The sequence below is a fragment of the Sphingomonas sp. LR55 genome (genome assembly GCF_036856015.1).
In the GTDB taxonomy this organism is placed as follows: Bacteria; Pseudomonadota; Alphaproteobacteria; order Sphingomonadales; family Sphingomonadaceae; genus Sphingomonas.
Genome location: NZ_JASPFO010000001.1, coordinates 1,107,660 through 1,131,113, shown reverse-complemented (window position 1 = coordinate 1,131,113; position 23,454 = coordinate 1,107,660). Strand labels below are relative to the sequence as shown.

Sequence of the window (23,454 nt, the reverse complement as noted above, 5' to 3'; positions counted from 1 at the left end):
GGCATGCCGTCTACCGGTACGCGGTGTCCGCCTTGCGCCGCCTCATATTGTCCCGCCCGCTGCTGATGGGATGGCTGTGCGTGGCGGCGCTGGCGATGAAGCTGCTGGTGCCGTCGGGCTACATGATCTCCGGCGAAGGCGGCCGCGTCGCGATCATCCTGTGCTCGGGCGTCGCTCCGTCGAGGGCTGCCCCGTCGATGATCGGGACGTCGACAACCGGCCCGTCGTCAACCGGCACATCGATGGCTGCGTCGCCGAATATGGTCATGGGCGATCACGTCATGTCCGGTCATGCCATGCCAGAGCACGATCCTTCCACCAATCACGGCAAGATGGAGATGCCCTGCGCGTTCTCGGGGCTCTCGGCGCAGGCGCTCGCGAGCGTCGACGCGACCCTGCTGGTGGCGGCGATCGCGTTCGTCATGGCGATCGGCGTCCGCCCCGTCCGCCGGTTAGTGCCAGCCCGCGCGTCCTATCTGCGCCCACCTTTACGCGGCCCACCGATCGCCCTCTCGACTCTCTGACACGAGCCGCCCGTCCCGAGGGGACGCGGCTCGCCACATTTGCCGGCGCGCATCGTCACGGTCGCGCGCCTGTCGAAGGCTCCTGCATATGTTTCGTACTCCGCCTCCATTCGGGGCGGCGATGGCCGTCGTCCTCGCCATTCCCGCCGGCCTCGTCGCACCTCCCGCCGTCGCTCAGACAACCGCCCCCACCCCCGCCCCTACCCCTACCGATACCGACACGCGCTTCACGATCGGCGAGGTCGTCGTCACCGCGCGGAGCATGGCGCGATCGACCGAGACGATCCTGACGTCGGTCGACATCCTCGGCGGCGACATCGCGCAGCGCCAGTCGGTCGACAACACCTGGGAGCTGTTCGCTCGGCTGCCCGGCGTCGTGCTGACCGACTTCAACCAGGGTACCACCTCGGGCCGCTTCTCGATCCGCGGGTTCAACGGCGAAGGTGAGATCAACGCGGTCAAGCTAATGATCGACGGCATTCCCAGCAACGACAATGCCGGCGGGATGACCGGAATCGACATGGTCTCGCCGCTCGACATCGCCGCGATCGAGCTGGTCCGCGGCACCGCCGATCCGCGCTGGGGGCTGAACGCGATCGCCGGCAGCGCCAACATCCTGACGCGGATCGGCGGCACCTACCTCGACGCGCGACTGATCGGCGGCGCGTTCGGAACGGTCGACGGACAGGTCTCCGCCGGCCTCGAACGCGGCGGGTTCAGCCAGAACTATTTGGTCGGATACCGTCGGACCGATGCCTATCGGGACCATGCCGATCTCGACCGCCTCAACCTGGCGGGCAAATGGTTCTATGATTTCGGTTCGACCCGCCTGGGGGCGATCGTCCGCTATTCTACCGCAACCGCCGAAGAACCCGGCTATCTGACCGACGCCGACGCCTATACCGACCGCACCCGCTCCTACGCCGTGTCCGCCACCGATGGCGGCACGCGGAATATCGGCCAATACAGCCTGCATCTCGATTCCGACCTCGCCGACACGCTTGCGTTCAGCGCCAAGGGCTATGCCAACAGCCTCCACGACGATCGCTATGTCCGCTTTTCGGCCAGCGTCCCGCAGCAGCGGCGCCTGACCGAGGAATGGCAATATGGCGCGACCGCCGCGCTGCATTACCATCCCCAGGTCGACTTTCTCCACGGCCTGATGGTCGAGGCGGGCGGCGACGTGCAGGTGCAGGACAACAAAAGCCTGCGCTGGCTGACCGACCGCCGTACGCTCAGCCGCCAGACGCGCGACCAGGATTTCGGGCTGACCGTCTATGGCGGCTATCTCCAGGCGGTGATCGAGCCGACCGACTGGCTCAAGATCACGCCGGCATGGCGGCTCGACCGCGTCGCCGGCGACTTCACCATTCGCCTGGCGGGCACCACCGCTCCGATCAACGCTTACGGCACGATCAGCCAGCCCAAGCTGAGCGTCGCGATCACGCCCGTGACCGGGGTCACCGCCTATGCCAATTACGGGCGAACGTTCCAGATCGGTGCAGGCTCGGGTGCCTATCTGGTGCCGCCAAGGACCACCGACGTCGCGCCCTCGATCAACGAAGGCTATGAAGCGGGCATAAAGCTGACCCGCGGCCGCTGGCTCGAAGCCCGCGTCGCGCTGTGGCAACAGACCGCGAGCGGCGAGCTGAAGCGGCGGCTGAACGATCCGTCGGGCGATGTCGACAATCTCGGCCGGACGCGGCGGCGCGGCATCGATCTGCAGCTCGACCTGAAGCCGGTCCGCACCGTCGCGCTCTGGGGCAGCTATTCACACCAGACCGCGCGGATCGTCACGCCCGACCCGGCCACCCCGTCGCAGGCCGGCAACGCGATCGACCACGTCCCGCAGAACGTCTTCTCGGGCGGGCTCGACGTCACCCCCGATCCGAAGGTGCGGCTGTCCTTATGGGGTAACGGCCAGTCGAGCTACGAACTCGACCCCGCCAACACGCAGGGCCGCTACGGCGATTACGTCGTGCTCAACGCCGAGGTGGCCTACAAGCTGACGCCGAGGATCGAGCTGTCCGCGCAACTCAAGAACCTAGCGAACGCGCGCTACGAATATGTCTGGTACGACGGTACGCAGCGGCTCCACGCACCGGCCGATCCGCGATCGCTGTTCGGCGCGGTCCGGTTGACGCTCTGATGACACGCCGGCCGCCGCTGCGCGTGATCGTGCGGCGCATCCACCTCTGGCTGGGGCTGTCGATCGGCGCGCTGTTCGCGTTCGCCGGGCTGACCGGCAGCATCCTCGTCTTCTATCCGGAGATCGACGCAGCGTTCAGCCCGGCGTTGCGCGCAGTGCCGGACGGCGCCCGGCCGGTATCATGGCAGGCGGTCGTCGACACGCTCCACCGCGAGCATCCGGATCGCACCGGCGCATGGCGGATCGAAGTCACGACGGACGGCGGCGCGATCCCGGTCCGATATTATCGGCCCAAGGAAACCGCCGGCCGGGATTTCGCGCCGTTGCTCGGGTGGATCGACCCGGTCCGGCTGACGACGATCCGCACCGGCTTCTGGGGCGATACCATCGTCACCTGGATCTACGACCTGCATTACCGGCTGCTCCTGGAGAAACCCGGCGGCATCGTCATGGGAATCGCCGGGATCGTCATGCTGCTGATGATCGCCAGCGGGATCTGGGCGTGGTGGCCACGCCCCGGCGGCTGGTGGCGCGCGCTCCGCTTCAAGCGCGACGCCGCTCCGATCCGCCGGCTGTACGACTGGCACAAGCTGATCGGCCTGGCCGGCGCAATCCTGCTGCTCGTCGTCACCGCGACCGGGGTGATGCTCGACCTCCCCGATCAGACGCGGGCAGTCATCACACGTGTCTCGCCGCTCTATCCCATGCCGGCGCTCAAGGTTGTCGCGCCGGGCGAGCCCGTGTCGGTCGACCGACTGGTCACGGTTGCCGAGCGCCGCTTTCCCGGTGCCGCACTCGCCTGGATCGAAACCCCCGCCTCGCCGACCGGCACCACGCGGATCAATCTCGCACAGGACGGCGAGCCAAGCCGCCGCTTTCCGCGCACCAACGTCTGGCTCGATCCTTATACCGGCGCCATCCTCGCGACCCGCGACGGCCTCGCCGAGACACGCGGCGACGTCGTGATGAACTGGCTCCACCCGCTGCACGGCGGCGAGGCGTTCGGATTGGCGGGGCGCGTCCTCGCCTTCGCCGCCGGGATCGTCCCGATCGCGCTGTTCGTGACCGGCGTGCTGCGCTGGCAACGACGGCGGCACCCGCAAAGGACGATTGGCACCCGGCACGAACCCGGCTAGCACGACGTCAGAGCGGCCGGTTCGACCGGTGGCTCGCTAGATCGCGTCGGTGCCCGGAAGGGCTTGATTGGGAATGCGGTGCGGACGGTTCGCCGTCCTATGCCGCGGCTGTCCCTGCAACTGTAAGCGGCGAGCGAAGCGCACGAGCCCTCTTCGCGAGGGCAGCCACTGGGCCGAAAGGCCTGGGAAGGCGGTGCGCCGAGCCTTGACCCGCGAGCCAGGAGACCTGCCGGCGTCTGGTCGCTCTTGTCCCGGTCCAGGGGGTGACCGAGGCACGGTGAACGCCGCCTGCGTGACACTGGCTGAGCGACGACCATGTGGCGGGGGCCGCATCGGCGTCGTGCGTCGGCCGCTCATGGCGTCCGGTCGTCGCATGGCCCGGCCGTTCGCGGCAGGCCCCCGTCCTCGTCGGACGCTGCGGGGTTATTGCATGACGACTTTGACGATTGAGCGACCGACGCGGGGTTCGACACGCAAACGCATCGGCTGGATGTTCTTTGGCCTGATCGTGGCCAACATCGCGGCGTGGTGCTGGGCGTTCTCGCTGTTCCACGCGCAGCCGCTGATGCTCGGCACGGCGCTACTCGCCTGGGGCCTCGGCCTGAGGCACGCGGTCGATGCGGACCACATCGCCGCGATCGACAACGTGACGCGGAAACTCATGCAGGACGGCCAGCGCCCGATCGCGGTCGGCTTCTGGTTCGCGATCGGCCATTCGGGGATCGTCCTGATCGCTGCCGTCGCGATCGCGCTCACCGCCAGTGCGCTGTCGCAGTTCGAGGCATTCAAGCAGGTTGGCGGCGTCATCGCCACCGTCATCTCCGCCGTGTTCCTGTTCACGATCGCGGCGATGAACCTGATCATATTGCGCTCGGTTTGGCGCACCTTCGGTCATGTCCGCAGCGGCGGTATTTATGTCGAGGAAGACCTGGACCTGCTGCTCGGCAACCGCGGGCTGCTCGCGCGGCTGTTCCGACCGATGTTTCGGCTCGTCACGCGCAGCTGGCACATGGCCCCGCTCGGCTTTCTGTTCGGCCTTGGCTTCGACACCGCCACCGAGGTCGCGATCCTCGGCCTGTCCGCGAGCCAGGCCGCCGACGGGTTCTCGATCGGCACCGTCCTCGTACTCCCCGTGCTGTTCGCGACCGGCATGGCGCTGGTCGACACCGCGGACGGCGTCGTCATGCTCGGCGCGTACGAATGGGCGTTCGTGAAGCCGATCCGCAAGCTCTACTACAACATCACGATCACGCTGATCTCCGCGATCGTCGCGATCGCGATCGGCGGGATCGAGACGCTCGCGCTGCTTGGCGCAAAGCTCGGCCTGACGGGCGGCATCTGGGATCTGGCAGCCGCACTCGGCGAGAACTTCAACGGCCTAGGCTTCGCGATCATCGGCCTGTTCGTGCTGTGCTGGGTCCTGAGCTTCGCCATCTACCGCTGGAAACGCTTCGATGAGATCGAGGTCGTACACGGATAGCTGGCGGCGTGGCGGAAAGTCCTCTAACCCACCCCCGAGGCTCGGTTGCACCGAACCTCATAGATCGCGCCGGTGCCCGAAAGGGCTTGAATGGGAATGCGGTGCGGGAGGAGTCCTCCCAATGCCGCGGCTTTCCCTGCAACTGTAAGCGGTGAGCGAGACGCACACGTCCTTCGTTTCGGAGGGCAGCCACTGGGGAAACCTGGGAAGGCGTACGTCGAGCCTCGACCCGCGAGCCAGGAGACCTGCCAGCGTTATGGTCGCTCTTGCTACGATCCAGGGGATGGTCGCGGCACGGTACTCCGTCTGAGCGACGAACGCGTGCGACCGAAAGGTCGTGCGTGCGTGTGCTTTAGACGTCGAGGAAATAATAATGTCCGATCTTTCAAAGGTCCCCGTCACCATCGTCACCGGCTTTTTGGGTGCCGGCAAGACGACGCTCATCAGCCATCTGATCCGCAATGCAAACGGCCGCCGTCTCGCGGTCGTCGTCAACGAGTTCGGCACGCTGGGCATCGATGGCGACATCCTCAAGGGTTGCGCGATCCCCGATTGCCCGGCCGAGAACGTCGTCGAATTGGCGAACGGCTGCATCTGCTGCACCGTCGCGGACGACTTCATCCCGACCGTCGAGACGCTGCTCGCACTCGACCCGATGCCCGATCACATCCTGATCGAAACCTCCGGCCTCGCGTTGCCCAAGCCGCTGCTGAAGGCGTTCGACTGGCCCGCGATCCGCTCGCGCATCACCGTCGACGGCGTCATCGCGCTCGCCGATGCGGAAGCCGTCGCCGCGGGCCGCTTCGCCCCCGACGTGGCCGCGCTCGAGGCCCAGCGCGCCGCCGACCCAAGCGTCGATCACGAGACGCCGCTCTCGGAAGTATTCGAGGATCAGCTCGCCTGCGCCGATCTTGTCCTGCTGACCAAGGTCGATCTCGCCGGCCCCGAAGGCGTCGCCAAGGCACGCGCCGTCATCGCCGCGGAGTCCGCAAGACCACTCCCGGTGATCGACCTGACCGACGGCATCATCGATCCGCGCGTGATCCTCGGCCTCAACGCCGCGGCCGAGGACGATATCGCCAGCCGCCCGTCGCATCACGACGGCGAGGACGATCACGAGCATGACGATTTCGACAGCGTCGTCGTCGAGCTTGGCGAGATCGCCGACCCGACGGACCTGACCGCAAAGATCGAGGCGCTCGCCCGCAGCGCCGACATTCTTCGCGTGAAGGGCTATGCGGCGGTCACCGGCAAGCCGATGCGCCTGCTCATCCAGGCGGTCGGCGCCCGCGTCCGCACACAATACGACCGCCCTTGGCGTGCGGGCGAACCTCGCCGCACGCAACTGGTAGTTATCGCCGAGCACGACCGGATCGACGAGGCCCGCATCAAGGCCGCGCTGGACGGCTGAGGCTCACAATGCACGTCGTCTTCCGCGAGACCCACGGGCTGGAGGAAAGCGCGGTCCCGCAGGACCTCGCCCAATCTCCCGCGGATCTCGTCGTCCTTTCCTTCTCCGACGGCGACCTCGGCGCATTCGCCGCGGGCTGGAGACGTGCGGATGCGGCCGGAAGCCGGCTGCCGTCGCTGCGCCTGGCTAACCTGACGGCGCTACAGCACCCGCTCTCTGTCGACACCTACGTCGAACAGACGCTGGCCGGCGCGAAGGGCATCCTGATCCGGCTGATCGGCGGGCGCTCCTATTGGAGTTATGGCCTGCAACAGGTCGAAAACCTTTCGCGGGAAAAGTGCATCGCGCTCGCCGTGCTCGCCGCTGACGGCCGCATCGACACGCGCCTCGATGCCGCCTCGACGATCCCGTTCTCGACGCTGCGCCGCCTAACCCATCTCTGCGACACCGGCGGTGCGGTTGCGGCGCAGGCGGCACTCGCGCAGTTCGCGCTGGCCGCCGGTTGCTATGCCGGCCCGGTCACCGGCGTCCGTGCGATCGCCGATGTCGGTGGCTGGCAACCGCACGACGGCGTGACCTGTCCGGCCGCGTTCGCGCTCAACGCGCACCGCCCCCGCGTGCTGGTCGTCTTCTACCGCTCCTATTTGACCGCCGCAGACCTCCACCCGATCGAAGCCCTGCACGCTGAACTGACCGCGCGAGGCTTCGACGTCGTCGGCCTCTTCGCGCCGTCCTTGAAAGGCCCAGACGCAGCCGGTTGGCTATCCCGCTGGGTTACGGCCCTGAAGCCCGCCGCGATCGTCAACGCCACCGCGTTCTCCGCACGCGGCGCGAGCGACACGACCCCACTCGACGGCGCCAACGTACCGGTCTTCCAGATCGCTCTCGCCACCTCCGACCGCGCAGCCTGGGCCGGCGCCACCCGAGGCCTGTCGCCCGCCGACCTCGCCATGCACGTCGTCCTTCCCGAAGTGGACGGCCGCCTCTTCGCCGGCGTCGCCAGCTTCAAGGAATGCGCGGCGAGGGACGGCGACCTCGAATACACCCGCCGCGAACACCGCGCTGACCCAGCACGCATCACCGCCATCGCCGCGCGGATCGAAGCCTGGACGAACCTCGCCAGCAAACCCGTCGCCGACCACCGCATCGCGATCGTCCTATCGACCTATCCCGGCAAGACGTACCAGATAGCGCACGCCGTCGGCCTCGACGCGCTCGCCTCGACGCAAGCAATCCTCGGTGACCTTACCGAAGCCGGCTACGCGATCACCTCGGACGCCAACGATCTCACGACATCACGCATACACTGGCCACTCGAAGAGTATCGCAAAGCACTCGCGCAACTGCCCAAAGCGATCCGCGAGGACCTCCGGCAAAGCTGGGGCGACCCCACCGAAGACTTCACCTTCACCGCGATCGATCACGGCGGCGCGCTCGTCGCGCTGCAACCCGAACGCGGCCGCACCGAGCACCGCGCGGAGGAGTATCACGACCTCTCGCGCTGCCCCTGCCACGCCTATGTCGCCTTCTACCTGTGGCTCCGCGAGCGCGGGACCGACGCGCTGGTCCATGTCGGCGCGCACGGCACGCTCGAATGGCTACCCGGCAAGTCGGTCGCGCTGTCCGACGCCTGCTGGCCCGAAGCGCTCGTCGGCGCGATGCCCGTCATCTATCCGTTCATCGTCAACGACCCCGGCGAAGCGGCACAAGCCAAACGCCGCATCGGCGCCGTCACGCTCGGCCACGTCCCGCCGCCGCTCGAACGCACCCGCACCGGCGCAGGTCTGGGGCGCCTCGAAGCGCTGCTCGACGAATTTTCCAACGCCGACGGCCTCGATCCAGCCCGCCGCGACCGCCTGCAACGCGACATCCGCGACGAAGCAACCGCCACCGGCCTCGCCGCAACGCTAGGCCTCGACGATGCGCAGTCCCAAGCCGACACGATCACCCGCATCGACACCTTCGTCTGCGACGTGAAGGAGAGCCAATATGGCGACGGCCTCCACATCTACGGCCGCGGTGAACACGGTGTCGCCGAACGAACCGGATTGCTGTCCGCGCTCCAAGGCAAACGCATCGCACCTGGCCCCTCCGGCTCCCCTTGGCGAGGCCGCGCCGACGTCCTCCCAACCGGCCGCAACCTGTACACCACCGATCCTCGAGCAGTGCCTTCGCGGGCCGCCCATACCCAGGGCGTAAAGCTCGCCGACGAACTCGTCCGCCGCCACTTGCAGGACCACGGCGACTACCCCCGCAATCTCGTCGTCGATCTCTGGGCTTCCGCGACGATGCGGACAGCCGGCGAGGAGTTCGCGATGGCGCTCCACCTGCTTGGCGCGGAGCCGGTGTGGGACATGCAGTCCGACCGCGTGACGGGCGTCGAGATCCTGCCGCTGGCGGACTTCGACCGCCCCCGCATCGACGTCACCTTGCGCGTATCCGGCCTTTTCCGCGACGCCTTCCCGACGCTCTGCACGATGTTCGGCCAAGCCGTCCGCGCGCTTGCCGCACGCGACGAACCGCAAGACTGGAATCCCTTCGTCGGCAAGGCGGTCAGCGCTCGCGTCTACGGCCCCGAACCCGGCCGCTACGGCCTGCTCATGGGCGACGCCGCCGAAACCTACACGCCAGCAGCGCAGAATCGAAGCTGGCAACGCGTGGCTATCCGCCTCCAGCCACGCGCTCGACGACGGCGTCGACAGCTTCGACCCGACCGGCATTCGCGACCGCGTCGCTGCCGCCGATGCCTTCGTCCACGTCCAGGACCTGCCCGAAACCGACCTACTCCTCGCCGCGGACTATGCCGCGCACGAAGCCGGCTTCGCCGCCGCGCAATCGGTCGCCGGAGGGAGCGCCACGCTCTACCACCTCGACGCACGAGACCCGAACCAGGCCAAGGCCCGCTCACTCAAGGAAGAGATCGCCCGCGTCGTTCACGCCCGCGCGGCAAATCCAGCCTGGGTCGACGGCATGATGCGCCACGGCTTCCGCGGCGGTGCCGAGATCGCCGCAACGCTCGATCACCTCGGCGCCTTCGCGCACTTGGCCAGCGCGGTCCGTCCCGAACTGATCGACCTCTATTACGACGCGACCTTGGGCCGCGACGACGTCCAAGCCTTCCTCGCCAAAGCCAACCCCGGCGCACTCGCTGCGATGCAGGCGCGGTTTGCAGCGCTCCACGCCGCTGACCTCTGGCCGACCCGCCGCAACTCGATCCTCGCGCGCCTGTATTTGCCATCGTGAGCGCGCCCGTCACCAATGGCATAGTGAAGGGTTGGTGCCCCGACGCGTGGCGCCCGATGATGGCGGGCGACGGCCTGCTGGTACGCGTCCGCCCTCCGCTCGGTCGCCTGGCACGCGTTCACGTGCTCGGCCTATGCGAAGCGGCAAGGCAGCACGGCAATGGCCAGATCGACCTCACCACCCGCGCCAACCTCCAAATCCGCGGAGTCCGCGAGGACAGCTGGCGCCCGCTGATCGACGCGCTTCTCGACCTCGGCCTGATCGACCCCGATCCGACCCGGGAAGCCCGCGCCAACATCGTCGTCGCGTCCGACTGGCGCGCAGGCGACGACACGCACCGCGTCGCCGAAGAGCTGCGCGGCCGCCTGTCCGAACTGCCCGATCTCCCCGGCAAAGTCGGTTTCGCGATCGACGCGGGTGCCGCGCCGATGCTGCAAGACGCTCCCGCGGACTTCCGCATCGAACGCGCTGCGTCCGGCCAATTGATCCTTCGCGCCGACGGTCGCGATCTCGGTGCGCCGCTGTCTTCCGGGACCGAAGTCGACCAGCTAATCGCGCTGGCCCACTGGTTCGTCGAGAGCGGCGGCGCGGCGAGCGGTCGCATGGCACGACACGACGCGCCGCTTCCGGACTGGGCCGTCGGCAGAATACCCCCTGCGGCATCGGCGGACAGGCTCCAGCCCGGCGGGCACCCGTTCGGCATCGCGCTCGGCCTGCCATTCGGTCGGGTCGCAGCAACCGCGTTGAGCCGCTTCGTCGAAGCCGAAACCGTGATTGAAGCGATCCGCCTGGCTCCTTGGCACATCGCGATCTGCGAAACGGATGCGTCGCTCGCGGGACATCCCGACCCCGCCAACTTCATCGCCGACCCATCCGCGCCGATCCGGCGCGTCAACGCCTGCGTTGGCGCGCCGGCGTGTCCGCAGGCCAGCGTCCAAACCCGTGATCTGGCACATCGGCTCGCCCCTCATATCGCCGGCCGCCTTCACGTCTCCGGGTGCGCCAAGGGGTGCGCGCACGCTGCTCGCGCCGACGTGACGCTGACCGGTCGCGACGGTCGCTACGACCTCGCCTTCGACGCGCATGCCGGCGCGCCACCCTCCCGCGCTGGCCTCGACGTCGCGCAGATCCTCGCTCATTTCGGAGCCGCCTGAATGCCGTACGCCTATGAAACCGACGGCGCGGCGATCTACCGCCAGTCCTTCGCGATGATACGCGCCGAAGCCAATTTAGCGCGCTTCTCGCCCGAGGAAGAACCGGTCGCCGTCCGCATGATCCACGCCGCCGGTCTTGTCGGTTTGGCCCAGCACCTCCGCATCTCGCCGACCTTTGCAGTCGAGGCTCGGCGCGCGTTGCAGGCCGGCGCGCCGATCCTGTGTGATGCGCGCATGGTTACCGAAGGGATCACGCGAGCAAGGCTGCCGGCCAACAACCGCATCATCTGCACGCTCCACGCCCCCGAGACGCCAGACCTCGCCCGAACCATGGGCAATACGCGATCGGCAGCGGCACTCGAACTCTGGCGTCCGCATCTCGCCGGTGCGGTCGTGGCGATCGGCAACGCGCCGACCGCGTTGTTCCATCTGCTGAACATGCTCCAAGACCCCGCTTGCCCGCGCCCAGCGGCCATCATCGGCTGCCCGGTCGGCTTCGTCGGCGCGGTCGAATCGAAGGCGGCGCTGTGGACCGATCAGCCCGTGCCGTGCGTCGTCGTCGAGGGCCGGATGGGCGGCAGCGCGATCACCGTTGCGGCGATCAACGCGCTGGCGAGCGGCACCGAGTGACACCCGGCACGATCCACGGCGTTGGTTTGGGCCCCGGCGCGCAGGACCTTATGAGCGTTCGCTCGGATCGCCTCGTTCGCGGCGCGCGTCATGTCGCCTATTTCCGCAAGGCGGGTCGGGCCGGACAGGCGCGGAAGATCGTCGACGGCATGCTCCGCGCGGACGTGATCGAGTTCCCGATGGAATACCCGGTCACTACCGAGATTCCGGTCTCCGATCCGCGCTACAACGACTGCTTGTCGGCATTCTACGACGGCTGCATCGACCATCTCGCCACACTCGCCCGCAGCGGCGAGGATATCGTCGTGCTCTGCGAGGGCGATCCGTTCTTCTACGGCTCGTTCATGCACCTCTACACGCGCCTCCAGACGATCGCACCGGTGCAGGTCGTCCCCGGCATCACCGGCATGTCCGGCGCTTGGACCGCCAGCGGCGCGCCGATCACGTGGGGCGATGACGTGCTGACGGTGCTGATGGGGACGCTGCCCGAGGACGATCTGGTCCGCCGCATCCGCGACACCGATGCGCTGGTGGTGATGAAGATTGGCCGCCACCTCGCCAAGCTCCGCCGCGCCGTCGCCGCCGCCGGACGCGAGAGCGAGGCGTGGCTGGTCGAATACGCCGCGATGGCCGATCAGCGCGTTACGCGGCTCTGTGAAGCGGACGCGATCACGCCGTATTTTTCGATCCTGTTGATCCACGGCCAGGGCGTCGCCCATGACCGGGTGGCTCGCCATCGCAGGCCTCGGACCGGGCGATTTGAACCTCGTGACTCCCGAAGTCACCGCAGCGCTCGCCGAAGCTACCGACGTCATCGGCTACATTCCGTATGTCGCTCGCATCGCGCCCCGTGATGGCCTGACGCTCCATCCGACCGACAACCGCGTCGAACTCGATCGCGCCACGCATGCGCTCCAACTGACGGCACAAGGCCACCGCGTCGTTGTCGTCTCCTCGGGCGACCCCGGTGTGTTTGCGATGGCGGCCGCGGTCTTCGAAGCGCTAGAAGCAGGCCCGCAGGCATGGCGCGAACTCGACATCCGCGTGCTCCCCGGCATCACCGCGATGCTCGCCGCAAGCGCCCGCGCCGGCGCGCCGCTCGGCCATGATTTCTGCGCGATCAACCTGTCGGACAATCTGAAACCCTGGCCGCTGATCGAACGCCGCGTGCGCCTTGCTGCCGAGGCCGACTTCGCGATCGCGTTCTACAACCCGCGATCGAAAGCGCGCCCCGACGCCCTGATCCGCGTCTTCGAGATCCTCCGCGAGACCTGCCGCGACGACCGCCCCGTGCTGTTCGCCCGCGCCGTCTCGACCCCTGAGGAAACCCTCCGTATCGTCCCGCTACCCGAAGCCCGCGCGGACATGGCCGACATGCGGACGATGATCATCATCGGCTCCAGCCTGACGCGGATCATCGATCGCCCGGCCGGCCCGATCCTCTACACCCCGGTCGGCGCCATGATCGAGCCAGCGCAGCACATCTTCCGCGGCATACGCTTCCAACCGCGCAGGCAGGACGGGACGATCGATCATAATCACCGGCAGCCCGAGCGCACGCGCCGCGCCCAGCTTGGCCTGCGCGCCCGACCCGCCGGCATTCTTGCAGACCACGACCTCGATCCCGTGCGTTGCCATCAAGCGCCGGTCGCCCTCGACGTCGAACGGCCCGCGATCGACCACCAGATGGTACCGCGGCAACCCCGGCGGACGATCGGGCGCATCGACGAACCGCAACAGATAGTCATGCTGAGGCTGCACCGCGAATGCGTCGACATGCATCCGCCCGAGCGCCAGCATGACGCGCCGAGCGGGGCCGGCCAGCGCCGCGACCGCAGCCTCGATATCGGCCACGCGCGTCCATCGATCGCCCGTATCGGGAGCCCAAGCCGGCCGCGTCAAGGCAATGTGAGCAACGCCCGCACGCGCCGCAGCAACGACGGCATTCGCGCTCATTCGCGCCGCGAACGGGTGCGTCGCGTCGATCAGATGCGTAACGCCGTTATCGCGCAGATACGCGACCAGTCCCTCGACGCCGCCGAAGCCACCGACGCGTACCGGGATCGGCTGAGCCTTGGGGTGGGCAACACGCCCGGCATAGCTCAGCACCGCCGCATCGCCTCGCGCCGCCAGCAAGGCCGCGAGCGCGCTAGCCTCGGTCGTGCCCCCCAGCACCAGGATGTTCGACATGGCTGACACTCCCTGGCTGACGATCGTCGGCATTGGCGAAGACGGCGCGGCCGGCTTGTCCGCCTCGGCAAAGGCAGCGCTGGCGGATGCCGAGATGGTGACCGGTGCGACCCGGCATCTGGCGCTCCTCCCCGAGCTTACGGGCGAGGTCGTGCCGTGGCCAGTCCCGTTCGACGCGGGTATCCCCGGACTGCTCGATCGCCGCGACCGAAAAACCGTCATGCTGGTCTCCGGCGATCCGTTCTGGTTCGGCGCAGGCACGTCCGTCACCCGCCATCTCGCGCCGACCGAGTGGATCGCGTACCCGGTGCCGTCGACCTTCGCCCTCGCCGCGGCACGTCTCGGCTGGCCGCTCGACGATACCGCCTGCCTCGGGCTGCACGCGGCGCCGCTCGCGCGCCTACGCCGACACATCGCGCCAACCCGCCGCGCCTTGGTTTTGGTTCGCGACGGCGAAGCGGTTGCTGCACTGGCGCGGTATCTGACCGAACTCGGCTTCGGCGGGTCGCAGTTGCATGTCCTCGAAGCGCTCGGTGGCCCGCGTGAAAGGATCCGCGAGATGGTCGCCGCTGCCCCCGCGTTCGAAGACATCGCGCACCCGGTGGCAGTCGGCATCGCCTTCGCAGGAACCGGCGCGGTTCTACCCCACGCTTCCGGCCTGCCCGATGCGTGGTTCGAGCATGACGGCCAGATCACCAAGCGCCCGATCCGCGCGCTGACGCTGTCCGCGCTCGCGCCGAAGCCGGGCGAAACGCTGTGGGATATCGGCGCAGGCTCCGGCTCGATCGGCATCGAATGGCTGCTCGCCCATCCATCCATGCAGGCAATCGCGTTCGAAGCCGATCCAGTCCGCGCCGGTCGCATCCAAGGCAACGCCGCCGCGCTGGGTGTCGATCGCCTGCGGGTGGTCGAAGGCCGCGCCCCCGACATCTTACATGGCCAAGCTCAGCCGGACGCGATCTTCATCGGTGGCGGGCTGTGCGAGGCGCTGCTCGAACGGCTCTGGTTCGAGCGTGCGTCCGGTACCCGTCTAGTCGCGAACGCCGTCACGCTGGAGTCCGAAGCGCTGCTCACCCGCTGGCACGCCGCAAAGGGTGGTAGCCTCCTGCGCGTCGACCTGTCCGAGGCCGTCCCGCTCGGCACGCGGCGTGGCTGGCGGGCGAGCTATCCGGTCGTGCAGTGGAGTGTCGTGCTGTGATCGTCGCCGGCTTCGGATTTCGCAGCGGGGCAGACGTCGCCGCGCTGCGTGCCGCGCTTGCTAGTGCGCAGGCGGGGCACCCTCCGGTCACGGCATTGGCAGCGCCGGACGACAAGCTCGCGTTGGTCGCGGAGCTTGCCGATACGATGGGCCTACCCGCTATCGCAGTATCGGCCGACGCGCTGCAAGGCCCGCGAACGCCGACCCGGTCGATCGCCAGCCTGTCCGCGCGCGACCGGCAGCGTCGCCGAAGCCTGCGCACTCGCCGCCGCCGGCCCTGGCGCACAGGTGCTCGCGACCCGCCGCATCTCCCCCGACCGGATGGCCACCTGCGCCATTGCTCAAGGACCTGCCACATGACCGTCCACTTCATCGGCGCAGGCCCCGGCGCGCCGGACCTGCTCACGCTGCGAGGACGCGACCGGATCGCGGGATCGCCGGTCTGCCTTTATGCCGGGTCGCTGATCCCGGCGGCGATGCTCGATCACTGCCCGCCCGGCGCGCGGATCGTCAACACGGCACCCTTGTCGCTCGACGACATCATCACCGAAATCCAAAGCGCGCACGATGCTGGCCACGACGTCGCCCGGCTTCATTCGGGCGACCTGTCGATCTGGTCGGCGATGGGCGAGCAGCTCCGCCGCCTGCGTGCGCTCGACATCCCGTTCACGATCACCCCCGGCGTGCCCGCCTTCGCCGCCGCCGCCGCCGCGCTGGAGGTCGAACTGACGCTGCCCGAACTCGCGCAGTCGGTGGTGCTGACGCGCACGCCCGGCCGCGCGAGCACGATGCCGCCCGCCGAGACGCTGACCGCGTTCGCCGCGACCGGCGCCACGCTTGCGATCCACCTGTCGGTGCACAATCTCGCGCAGGTCGTCGCGGACCTGACGCCGTATTACGGATCGGACTGCCCGATCGCGATCGTCTGGCGCGCGAGCTGGCCCGACCAGCAGATCGCGCGTGGCACGCTGGCGACGATTGCGGATGCGATCGCAGGCAAACCCGATCGCACCGCGCTGATCCTCGTCGGGCAAGCACTCGCCGCGCAGGACTTCGCCGAAAGCAGCCTCTACGCAGCAGGCTATGACCGCCGCTTCCGCCCGCAATCGGCGGACTCGAAGTTCGCAGGACACGACATATGACACCGGATTCGACCCCGGGCCTCCTCATCGCCGCGCCCGCCTCGGGCACCGGCAAGACCACAGTCATGCTCGGCCTCCTTCGCGCGCTTCGCGACGATGGCCTCGTGGTGCAGCCGTTCAAGAGCGGCCCCGACTATATCGACCCCGCGTTCCACCGCGCCGCGAGCGGCCGCGCGTCGTTCAACCTCGACAGCTGGTCGATGGAGGCGGCGATGCTCGACATGCTCGCCGCCAAGGCCGACGACGCCGACTTCGCGCTCGCGGAAGGCTCGATGGGGTTGTTCGACGGAGTCGCGAAGCTTGGCGCGACCGGCAATGGTGCCAGTGCCGACATCGCGCGGCGGATGGGCTGGCCGGTGGTGCTGGTGATCGACGTCTCGGGCCAGGCACAGTCCGCCGCCGCCACCGCGCTCGGCTTCAGCCGCTACGACCCGAGCGTCCCGATCGCCGGCGTCATCCTCAACCGTGTCGCCAGCCCGCGTCACGAACGGCTCGCGCGTAGCGGGATGGAGGCGGTCGGCATCCGCGTGTTCGGATCGCTGCCACGGCGCGGCGACCTGAAGCTGCCCGAACGCCACCTAGGACTGGTGCAAGCCGCCGAGCACCCCGATCTCGACGCCCGCATCAACGACTATGCGACGTTCCTGCGCGCGCATGTCGACATTCCTGCGCTCCGGGACGCCGCCACGGCCGTCGCGCGTCCGGCCAATGCTCAGATTTGGATCCGACCGCCCGCCCAGCGGATCGCACTCGCGCAGGACGCAGCGTTTTCCTTCACATATGCACACGTCCTCGAAGGCTGGCGCAAAGCCGGCGTCGAGATCCTGCCGTTCTCGCCGCTCGCCGACGAAGCCCCGGCCGCACACGCCGATCTGGTCTGGCTTCCCGGCGGCTATCCCGAACTCCACGCCGGCAAGCTCGCCGCCGCCGCGACGTTCCGCGCAGGTCTCGCCGAGCATGCGCGCACGCGGCCCGTCCACGGTGAGTGCGGCGGCTATATGGCGCTGGGCGAAGGCCTGATCGATGCCGACGGCACGCGTCACCGGATGGCGGGACTGCTCGGCCTTGTGACCAGTTACGCGCAGCGAAAAATGCATCTCGGGTATCGCCGCGCGACGCTCCACGCGCCGATGGGCGGCTTCACTGCCGACACAGCGCTGACCGGGCACGAGTTTCATTATTCGACGATCATCGACCAGCCCGACGCGCCGCTCGCGCACGTCACCGATGCCGAGGGCAATGCGGTGGCCGAGACAGGCTCATATCGCGGGCACGTCAGCGGCAGCTTCTTCCACATGATCGCCGCCGCGTCATGACCGGGTTCGTCTCGTTCGTAGGCTCGGGGCCGGGCGATCCCGAACTGCTGACGCTGAAGGCCGTAGCGCGGTTGCAGGCGGCGGACTCCGTGCTGTTCGATGACCTGTCTTCGGCCGTGCTCGGTCATGCGCGCGCCGGGGCCGATCTCGTCGCGGTCGGCAAACGTGCGGGGTGCCCGTCACCAAGCCAGGCGCACGTCTCGCAACTGCTGGTCGAATACGCGCAGTCCGGTCTTCGCGTCGTCCGCCTCAAGTCGGGCGATGCGGGCATCTTCGGCCGCCTCGAAGAGGAGATCGTCGCGCTCAGGGCGGCGGGTATCGCGTTCGAGATCATCCCCGGCGTCAGCGCCGCAAGCGCCGCCGCGGCCGCCGCGAATATCCCGCTGACCCGGCGCCTCAGTGCGCGCCGCGTCCAGTTCCTGACCGGCCACGACGTCACCGGCGACCTGCCCGAACAGCGCAACATGGCCGCGCTCGCCGATCCTGACGCGACCACGGTCGTTTTCATGCCCAAGCGCACCTTCCCCGCGCTGGCGGCCTCGCTGATCGCGCATGGCCTGTCGCCGGACACGCCCGCGCTGATCGCGGAGAATGTCGGCCACCCCGATCAGACCCTGACCCGCTCGACAATTGCCGAGCTTGCCGCCCAGTTGCAGGACGGCTTCTCCGGCAAGCCCGCCCTGATCCTCTACGGTCCGCTGATGGAGGCGGAATGATCGACCTCCAGCTGATCGGCATCGGTACCGGCAATCCCGATCACCTCACGCGCGCCGCGATCAAGGCGATGAATGCCGCCGACCTGATCCTCCTGCCCCGCAAGGGCGACGCCAAGTCCGACCTGATCGACCTTCGCCGGACGATCTGCGCGGACGTCCTGCTCTGCACCACGAAGGTCGTCGAATTCGACCTTCCCGTACGCGATGCCGGCGCGCCCTACCGCGACGCCGTCGATCGATGGCACGACGCGATCGCCGGCGTCTGGGCCGAGCAGATCGCACGGCATCTTCCGAACGGTGGCCGCTTGGCGCTTCTCGTCTGGGGCGATCCCTCGCTCTACGACAGTACGCTGAGGATCGCCGACCGGCTGCGTGTCGACGGCCTGCCGTTGACGGTGACGGTCGTCCCCGGCATTACCAGCCTCCAGGCGCTAACCGCCGCGCATGCGATCCCGCTCAACGCTCTCGCCGCGCCGGTGCTTATCACCACCGGCCGCCGCCTGCGCGAGAGCGGTTGGCCGGACGCGGTCGATACGCTCGCGGTAATGCTCGATGGCACATGCGCGTTCGGGACGTTGGATCCGGCAGGCGTTACGATCTGGTGGGGTGCCTATCTCGGCATGGCGCATGAAGCGCTTGCGACAGGTCCGCTCGCCGACGTCGCCCCTCGTATCGTCAGCGAGCGCGCGAGACTGCGTACTGCCCATGGATGGATCATGGACACCTACCTCCTGCGCCGCACGCCGATCCACTCATGACCGCCGACACACCGCCGGTGTTCGAGGCCGATTTCGCCGCGCAGTTCGACACGCTGCTCCGCTGGCGCCGTGACGTCCGCCATTTCCTGCCGACGCCGATCACCGACGCCGACCTCCGCGCCTTGCTTGAAACCGCTGCGCTGGCGCCGTCTGTAGGCAATGCGCAGCCGTGGCGCTTCGTACGCGTCCGCTCGCCACGCATCCGCGCGCACCTCGCCGATCATGTCGATGCCGCGAACGCCGTCGCCGCCAATGCGCAGCCTGACCTCGATCGCCGCGCGCACTACCGCTCGTTGAAGCTCCATGGCCTTCGTGAAGCGCCGGAGGTCGTCGCCGTCTTCTCGGACGAAGCGCCGCTCGCCGGCTACGGCCTGGGCCGGACGACGATGCACGACACGCTACGCTATTCGACGGTGATGGCGATCCACACGCTCTGGCTCGCCGCGAGGCTACGCGGGATCGGCGTCGGCTGGGTTTCCATCCTCGATCCGGCCACCGTCACCGCGATGCTCGAAACCCCCGAAGACTGGACGCTGATCGCAGTCCTCTGCCTCGGCTATCCCGAGCATCCCTCGACCATACCCGAACTCGAACGCCGCGACTGGCAGCACCGCGAACCCGTAGCCGATCGGATCATCGAACGCTGACCCAGCGCCCGATGATCCGCTTTCGTCAGGTCAGAACGCGACCTTGAACTGCCCGCCGATGATCCGCGGTTCGTTGATCATGCCGGTCAGATTGTTGAAGTCGATCGCCGAAATGCTGCGATATTGGTTGGTGATGTTGCGGACGAACGCGCCGATCTCATACCCCTGCGGCGATTTATAGCCGACCTTGAGACCGCCTTCGAGCGACGACTTGCCGGTGAACTCTACCGCTTCGTACAGGAAGAAGTTGATGCGGCTGCGGTAAACCCAGTCGGTATAGGCATAGACCTCGCCGCCGTTCGCGAGCGGGATGCCGTAGCGCGCGGTCCAGTTGGCGATCCAGCGCGGCGCCTGGGGAAGATCGTTGCCGTCGATGATCGCGAACCCGTTGACGATCGGATCGAGCACGGTGCAGGTCGCGCAGACCCCGACACCGATGTTCCGATCGCGGATTTCGGTGAAGTTGTAGCTGCCGCTCGCAGTCAGCGTCAGTTCGGGGAGTGGCCGCGCCTCGAACTCGCCCTCGACGCCGTAGCCGATCGCCTTGTTCGCGCTGATCAGCCGTGCCGAATTGCTGCTGCCGCCGACCGCGGTGATCTGCAGGTCCTTGGTGCTATACCAATAGGCGTCGAGCGAGAAATTCACTTTCCGATCGAGCAGCGTGCCCTTGAAGCCGCTTTCGCCCGAGAAGGTGGTCTGCTTGGGCGCGGTGCTCTGGACGCTGCCGAATGTCACGCGGTCCTGGATCGCCGGGCCCTGATAGCCGGTCGCGAGCCGCGAATAGACGTTGATCGCGGGCGTCAGTTCATAGGTCGCGCTCGCATCCCAGGTAACGTTCGAGCCGCGGACGACCGCGCGCGCCGGCAGCGTGTCGCTGATCCCGCTGCCCGGAATCGGTGCGGTGACGAGGTCGTTGCGATAGTCGTGCGAATAGCGGACGCCTGCGCGCAGCGTCAGCAACTCGGTCGGCTTGGCCTCGATCGACGCGAACGCGCCGTAATTCTCGTTGCGATTGTCGTGGAAGATATCCTGCGTCAGGTCGGTCGCGCGCGATCCGCTACCGCCGAACGCATAGTCATATTGGTGATAGCGCAGCGTCTGGTGGAAATAATACAGCCCGCCCTGAAGGCGGATGCCGTTCATGTCCTCGCTCGCGTAGCGCAGTTCCTGGCTGAACTCCTTCGGCTTTGTCAGGCCGCCGGTGTTCGACGGGAACAGCCCGACGCCGATCGCGCCGATGGTGCCGCCGAGGAACGTGTAGTTGTTGCCGCCGTCGACGTCGCCCGTGCTCTCGACCTTGGCCTGCTCGTAGCCGGTGACCGAGTAGAAGGTGCCGATGCCGTCGAGATGATAGTCGAGCCGGAGGTTGGTGCCCCACTGCGTCAGGCTCTGGCTGGTATAGCCGTCGAGCGTGGCGTGCTTAGGGTCGAACCCGGTGTTGAAGTCGTTCGTGCCCGGCTTGAACAATCCGGCGCGGAAGATGCGCGGCGATCCGGTAAGGTCGCGAACATGGACGTTCAGCAACGCGTTGAAGTCGCTGCTGGTATAGCCAAGCTGGAAGCGGCCGGCGACGTCGCGATAGCCCTCGAGCTTGCGGTCGGCGTTGCCCGTCGTGGAGTCGTTCTTAACCCAATCATCGCGCGACTGGATGATGCCCGAGGCGCGGAACGCGAAGCCGTTGCCGATCGGCAGGTTCAGCGCGGCCTCGCCGTTGATCGTGTTGTAGGTCGCCCAGGATCCAGTCGCATAGCCCGAGACCTTGTCGGGGTTTGGCTTGGCGGAATCGATCTTCACGACGCCGGCCGGCGTGTTGCGCCCGAACAGCGTGCCCTGCGGCCCACGCAGCACCTCGACGCTTTGCAGATCGAAGACCGGGAACGACTTCAACATCGGGTTCTCGAGGGCGACGTCGTCGTACACGACCGAGACCGGCTGCGCGGCGTTGGGATCGAAATCGGTGTTGCCGAGACCGCGGATATAGAAGCGCGGGAAGGTGCGGCCGAACGAGGATTCGACCTGGAGACTCGGCGTGCGGCCAGCGAGGAAGCGGATGTCGAGACCGCTCGAATTGAGCACGTCGAGCTTCTCGCCGCTGATCGCAGTGACCGCGAGCGGCACGTCCTTCGACGATTCCTGGCGGCGTGTCGCGGTGACGACGATCTCGCCAAGTCCCTGATCGCCTGCCGGATCGCTGGCAGTCTGGCCAGTTGGCGCTTGTTGCTGCGCGACGGCTGGCGCGGCGAAGACGAGGAGTGGCGCGCTGGCGGCCAACAACCGGGCGATGGCAGACGTACGAACGGGCAAGCGAATCATGGATGGTCCCCCCTTGGGCTTCGAACATCCTCCGGCGTCGATCCGTGTGACCCGGATCCGTCGCCAATCGGTAACACCGCTGTAACGTGCTGCAATAGGCGGGATCGGGCACGATGCGTTTTTGCCGAGCACCGCGACATCTTTGCCCCAGTCGGCGCTGCCGACGGGGTGATGGTCAGCGTCGGCGCTGCCGACGCGGTGATGGTCAACGTCGGCGCTGCCGATGCGGTGACGATCAGCGCCGCCGGGGTCGGGTGTACAGCGTCTGCATGGCCGCCTCCATCTTCGCGCGGTCGACTTGTAAGACAACGGTCTGCGCGCGTTCGCCAAGGTGGGGCCGATACGCATCGTGCCACGACAGCGTATCGCCGTATCCGGCGGTCTGGCTGGTGTCGAAATCGATGTAGAGTGTCTCGGCGCGCGTGACGATGGCGGGCTCCAGCCAGGCCATCGCCGCAATCTCGTCCCACATCGGAAACCCCGGCTCGAGCCCGGTCTGAAGTGCATCGGTGAGCGGGGTATGCGCCGGTTTCACGCTGTCCAGAAAGCCGCGCGTCCACTGCGTCCCCGTCGACGGGTCGATCGGTACCATCGTAACCTTCGGCCACGCGCCGTGCGCCATGATCCGCGCCGCTTCGGGATCCCAACGGATGTTGAATTCGCGCCGCGGCGTGTTGACGAACTCACGCGCAAATTCCGCAGCCGCCGGCGTGTCGAGCGTCTGCTTCGGATTGAGACTGCCGCCCATGTAGACCAGTTCCTTCACGTTCGCAGCAAAGCCCGGATCGAGGCTCTGCGCGATCGCGATGTTGGTCATCGGTCCCGTCGCGAACAGCGTGATCTGGTGCGGATGTGCGCGCACCATCCGGACGAGAAACGCGGCGGCGATTTCACCCGACGGCTTGGTGACCGGATCGCCGATCGGCAAGCTCGGGACGATTGCGGGCGACGGCGTACCCGGGGCCGGCTGGATCTCGGCGCCGGAGGCAGGCTCGGTCCACGGCCCTTTGAATTCGAGCCGACCATATTGCCCCTCCCACCGCCTGGTTGCCTCCTGCGTGTTGAGGAGCGGAAGGGTTGCGCCTGGTACCACCGGCACATCGGTACGCCCGAGGATCTCGACCGTCCGCAACGCATAGGCGGTCGCGGTATCGCGCCAAACCGAGCCACTGGTCGTTGTGATCCCCAGCACGGCGACATCGGGCGCCTGGAGCAGCAGCGCGGGGGCACCGTTCAGTCCCACCACGTCGTCGTCGATCAGGACAAGGCGCTTGGCCGGCATATCCTTAGCCACGCCCGCGATGGGAAAGGCCAGCGCCATGAGCGCCGCGAGACAAGAGGCCGAAACTGTTCGCATGGGCACGCTACACTCTTCTCTGCGGATGATGTCTACGGATGATCGGCGCGATCATCCCCTGCCCGCATCGCAGCCGTCAATTGCAAAGCG

The 23,454-nt window shown here is 67.7% G+C and carries 15 protein-coding genes, 5 pseudogenes and 2 riboswitches; of the genes and pseudogenes, 17 read left to right on the top strand and 3 right to left on the bottom strand.

All coding sequences use genetic code 11. The features are described 5' to 3' along the window. The first annotated feature begins 23 nt into the window (after positions 1–23). From QP181_RS05390 to cobJ, 10 genes and pseudogenes are all read left to right on the top strand, one after another. Entirely contained in the window at positions 24–524 is a 501-nt protein-coding gene (locus QP181_RS05390; protein ID WP_333927889.1) for a hypothetical protein, read from the top strand. Positions 525–645: 121 nt separating this feature from the next. Further along, positions 646–2,673 (top strand): TonB-dependent receptor, encoded by a 2,028-nt coding sequence (locus QP181_RS05385; protein ID WP_333927888.1) that lies wholly within the window; start codon positions 646–648, stop codon positions 2,671–2,673. Then, positions 2,673–3,809 (top strand): PepSY-associated TM helix domain-containing protein, encoded by a 1,137-nt coding sequence (locus tag QP181_RS05380; protein WP_333927887.1) that lies wholly within the window; start codon positions 2,673–2,675, stop codon positions 3,807–3,809. The genes QP181_RS05385 and QP181_RS05380 overlap by 1 nt, the downstream gene beginning before the upstream one ends. A 30-nt stretch (positions 3,810–3,839) precedes the next feature. After that, positions 3,840–4,057: riboswitch (cobalamin riboswitch) on the top strand. Positions 4,058–4,239: 182 nt separating this feature from the next. Further along, positions 4,240–5,289, top strand: coding sequence for a HoxN/HupN/NixA family nickel/cobalt transporter (locus QP181_RS05375; protein ID WP_333927886.1), 1,050 nt, complete (start codon positions 4,240–4,242; stop codon positions 5,287–5,289). 53 nt (positions 5,290–5,342) lie between these two features. Then, a riboswitch (cobalamin riboswitch) is annotated at positions 5,343–5,556 on the top strand. Between the two features lie 106 nt (positions 5,557–5,662). Then, complete coding sequence (gene cobW, locus QP181_RS05370) at positions 5,663–6,700, top strand: cobalamin biosynthesis protein CobW (protein WP_333927885.1); 1,038 nt, start codon at positions 5,663–5,665, stop codon at positions 6,698–6,700. 8 nt (positions 6,701–6,708) lie between these two features. Next, positions 6,709–9,943: pseudogene (cobN, locus tag QP181_RS05365) on the top strand (cobaltochelatase subunit CobN). Further along, positions 9,940–11,097 carry a ferredoxin-like domain-containing protein gene (locus QP181_RS05360; RefSeq protein ID WP_443027520.1) on the top strand — a complete coding sequence of 386 codons (1,158 nt, stop codon included), beginning with the start codon at positions 9,940–9,942 and terminating at the stop codon, positions 11,095–11,097. The pseudogene cobN and the gene QP181_RS05360 overlap by 4 nt, the downstream one beginning before the upstream one ends. Continuing rightward, entirely contained in the window at positions 11,098–11,727 is a 630-nt protein-coding gene (locus QP181_RS05355) for a precorrin-8X methylmutase (protein ID WP_333927884.1), read from the top strand. Further along, a pseudogene (cobI, locus tag QP181_RS05350) lies at positions 11,724–12,437 on the top strand (precorrin-2 C(20)-methyltransferase); the annotation flags it as partial. The gene QP181_RS05355 and the pseudogene cobI, both read left to right, overlap by 4 nt. A gap of 7 nt (positions 12,438–12,444) precedes the next feature. Continuing rightward, a pseudogene (gene cobJ / locus QP181_RS05345) lies at positions 12,445–13,188 on the top strand (precorrin-3B C(17)-methyltransferase); the annotation flags it as partial. Here cobJ and QP181_RS05340 read toward each other — a convergent pair. After that, a pseudogene (locus QP181_RS05340) lies at positions 13,171–13,917 on the bottom strand (cobalt-precorrin-6A reductase); the annotation flags it as partial. The pseudogenes cobJ and QP181_RS05340 overlap by 18 nt on opposite strands. Here QP181_RS05340 and cbiE point away from each other — a divergent pair. From cbiE to bluB, 7 genes and pseudogenes are all read left to right on the top strand, one after another. Then, positions 13,907–15,115 carry a precorrin-6y C5,15-methyltransferase (decarboxylating) subunit CbiE gene (gene cbiE / locus QP181_RS05335; protein WP_333927883.1) on the top strand — a complete coding sequence of 403 codons (1,209 nt, stop codon included), beginning with the start codon at positions 13,907–13,909 and terminating at the stop codon, positions 15,113–15,115. The pseudogene QP181_RS05340 and the gene cbiE sit on opposite strands and share 11 nt — an antisense overlap. Continuing rightward, a pseudogene (locus tag QP181_RS05330) lies at positions 15,112–15,475 on the top strand (cobalamin biosynthesis protein). The gene cbiE and the pseudogene QP181_RS05330 overlap by 4 nt, the downstream one beginning before the upstream one ends. Then, positions 15,472–16,257 carry a precorrin-4 C(11)-methyltransferase gene (gene cobM / locus QP181_RS05325; protein WP_333927882.1) on the top strand — a complete coding sequence of 262 codons (786 nt, stop codon included), beginning with the start codon at positions 15,472–15,474 and terminating at the stop codon, positions 16,255–16,257. The pseudogene QP181_RS05330 and the gene cobM overlap by 4 nt, the downstream one beginning before the upstream one ends. Continuing rightward, positions 16,254–17,573 carry a cobyrinic acid a,c-diamide synthase CobB gene (locus QP181_RS05320; RefSeq protein ID WP_333927881.1) on the top strand — a complete coding sequence of 440 codons (1,320 nt, stop codon included), beginning with the start codon at positions 16,254–16,256 and terminating at the stop codon, positions 17,571–17,573. The genes cobM and QP181_RS05320 overlap by 4 nt, the downstream gene beginning before the upstream one ends. Continuing rightward, positions 17,570–18,289, top strand: a complete 720-nt coding sequence (gene cobA, locus QP181_RS05315; RefSeq protein WP_333927880.1) for a uroporphyrinogen-III C-methyltransferase — start codon at positions 17,570–17,572, stop codon at positions 18,287–18,289. The genes QP181_RS05320 and cobA overlap by 4 nt, the downstream gene beginning before the upstream one ends. Next, on the top strand, positions 18,286–19,047 hold the full coding sequence (cobF, locus tag QP181_RS05310; protein ID WP_333927879.1) for a precorrin-6A synthase (deacetylating): 762 nt from the start codon (positions 18,286–18,288) through the stop codon (positions 19,045–19,047). Before cobA ends, cobF begins: the two co-directional genes overlap by 4 nt. Further along, positions 19,044–19,694 (top strand): 5,6-dimethylbenzimidazole synthase, encoded by a 651-nt coding sequence (gene bluB / locus QP181_RS05305; RefSeq protein ID WP_333927878.1) that lies wholly within the window; start codon positions 19,044–19,046, stop codon positions 19,692–19,694. The genes cobF and bluB overlap by 4 nt, the downstream gene beginning before the upstream one ends. A 30-nt stretch (positions 19,695–19,724) precedes the next feature. Here bluB and QP181_RS05300 read toward each other — a convergent pair whose 3' ends face one another. After that, complete coding sequence (locus QP181_RS05300) at positions 19,725–22,007, bottom strand: TonB-dependent receptor (RefSeq protein WP_333927877.1); 2,283 nt, start codon at positions 22,005–22,007, stop codon at positions 19,725–19,727. A gap of 235 nt (positions 22,008–22,242) precedes the next feature. Further along, positions 22,243–23,301 (bottom strand): nucleoside hydrolase, encoded by a 1,059-nt coding sequence (locus QP181_RS05295; RefSeq protein WP_333927876.1) that lies wholly within the window; start codon positions 23,299–23,301, stop codon positions 22,243–22,245. Positions 23,302–23,454: the final 153 nt, after the last annotated feature.

What these genes read in the sequence shown, in the direction of transcription:
- QP181_RS05385 (WP_333927888.1), top strand. Translation starts at nt 646, where the DNA reads ATGGCCGTCGTCCTCGCCATTCCCGCCGGCCTCGTCGCACCTCCCGCC.
- QP181_RS05380 (WP_333927887.1), top strand. Translation starts at nt 2,673, where the DNA reads ATGACACGCCGGCCGCCGCTGCGCGTGATCGTGCGGCGCATCCACCTC.
- QP181_RS05375 (WP_333927886.1), top strand. Translation starts at nt 4,240, where the DNA reads ATGACGACTTTGACGATTGAGCGACCGACGCGGGGTTCGACACGCAAA.
- cobW (WP_333927885.1), top strand. Translation starts at nt 5,663, where the DNA reads ATGTCCGATCTTTCAAAGGTCCCCGTCACCATCGTCACCGGCTTTTTG.
- QP181_RS05355 (WP_333927884.1), top strand. Translation starts at nt 11,098, where the DNA reads ATGCCGTACGCCTATGAAACCGACGGCGCGGCGATCTACCGCCAGTCC.
- cbiE (WP_333927883.1), top strand. Translation starts at nt 13,907, where the DNA reads ATGTTCGACATGGCTGACACTCCCTGGCTGACGATCGTCGGCATTGGC.
- cobM (WP_333927882.1), top strand. Translation starts at nt 15,472, where the DNA reads ATGACCGTCCACTTCATCGGCGCAGGCCCCGGCGCGCCGGACCTGCTC.
- QP181_RS05320 (WP_333927881.1), top strand. Translation starts at nt 16,254, where the DNA reads ATGACACCGGATTCGACCCCGGGCCTCCTCATCGCCGCGCCCGCCTCG.
- cobA (WP_333927880.1), top strand. Translation starts at nt 17,570, where the DNA reads ATGACCGGGTTCGTCTCGTTCGTAGGCTCGGGGCCGGGCGATCCCGAA.
- cobF (WP_333927879.1), top strand. Translation starts at nt 18,286, where the DNA reads ATGATCGACCTCCAGCTGATCGGCATCGGTACCGGCAATCCCGATCAC.
- bluB (WP_333927878.1), top strand. Translation starts at nt 19,044, where the DNA reads ATGACCGCCGACACACCGCCGGTGTTCGAGGCCGATTTCGCCGCGCAG.
- QP181_RS05300 (WP_333927877.1), bottom strand. Translation starts at nt 22,007, where the DNA reads ATGATTCGCTTGCCCGTTCGTACGTCTGCCATCGCCCGGTTGTTGGCC.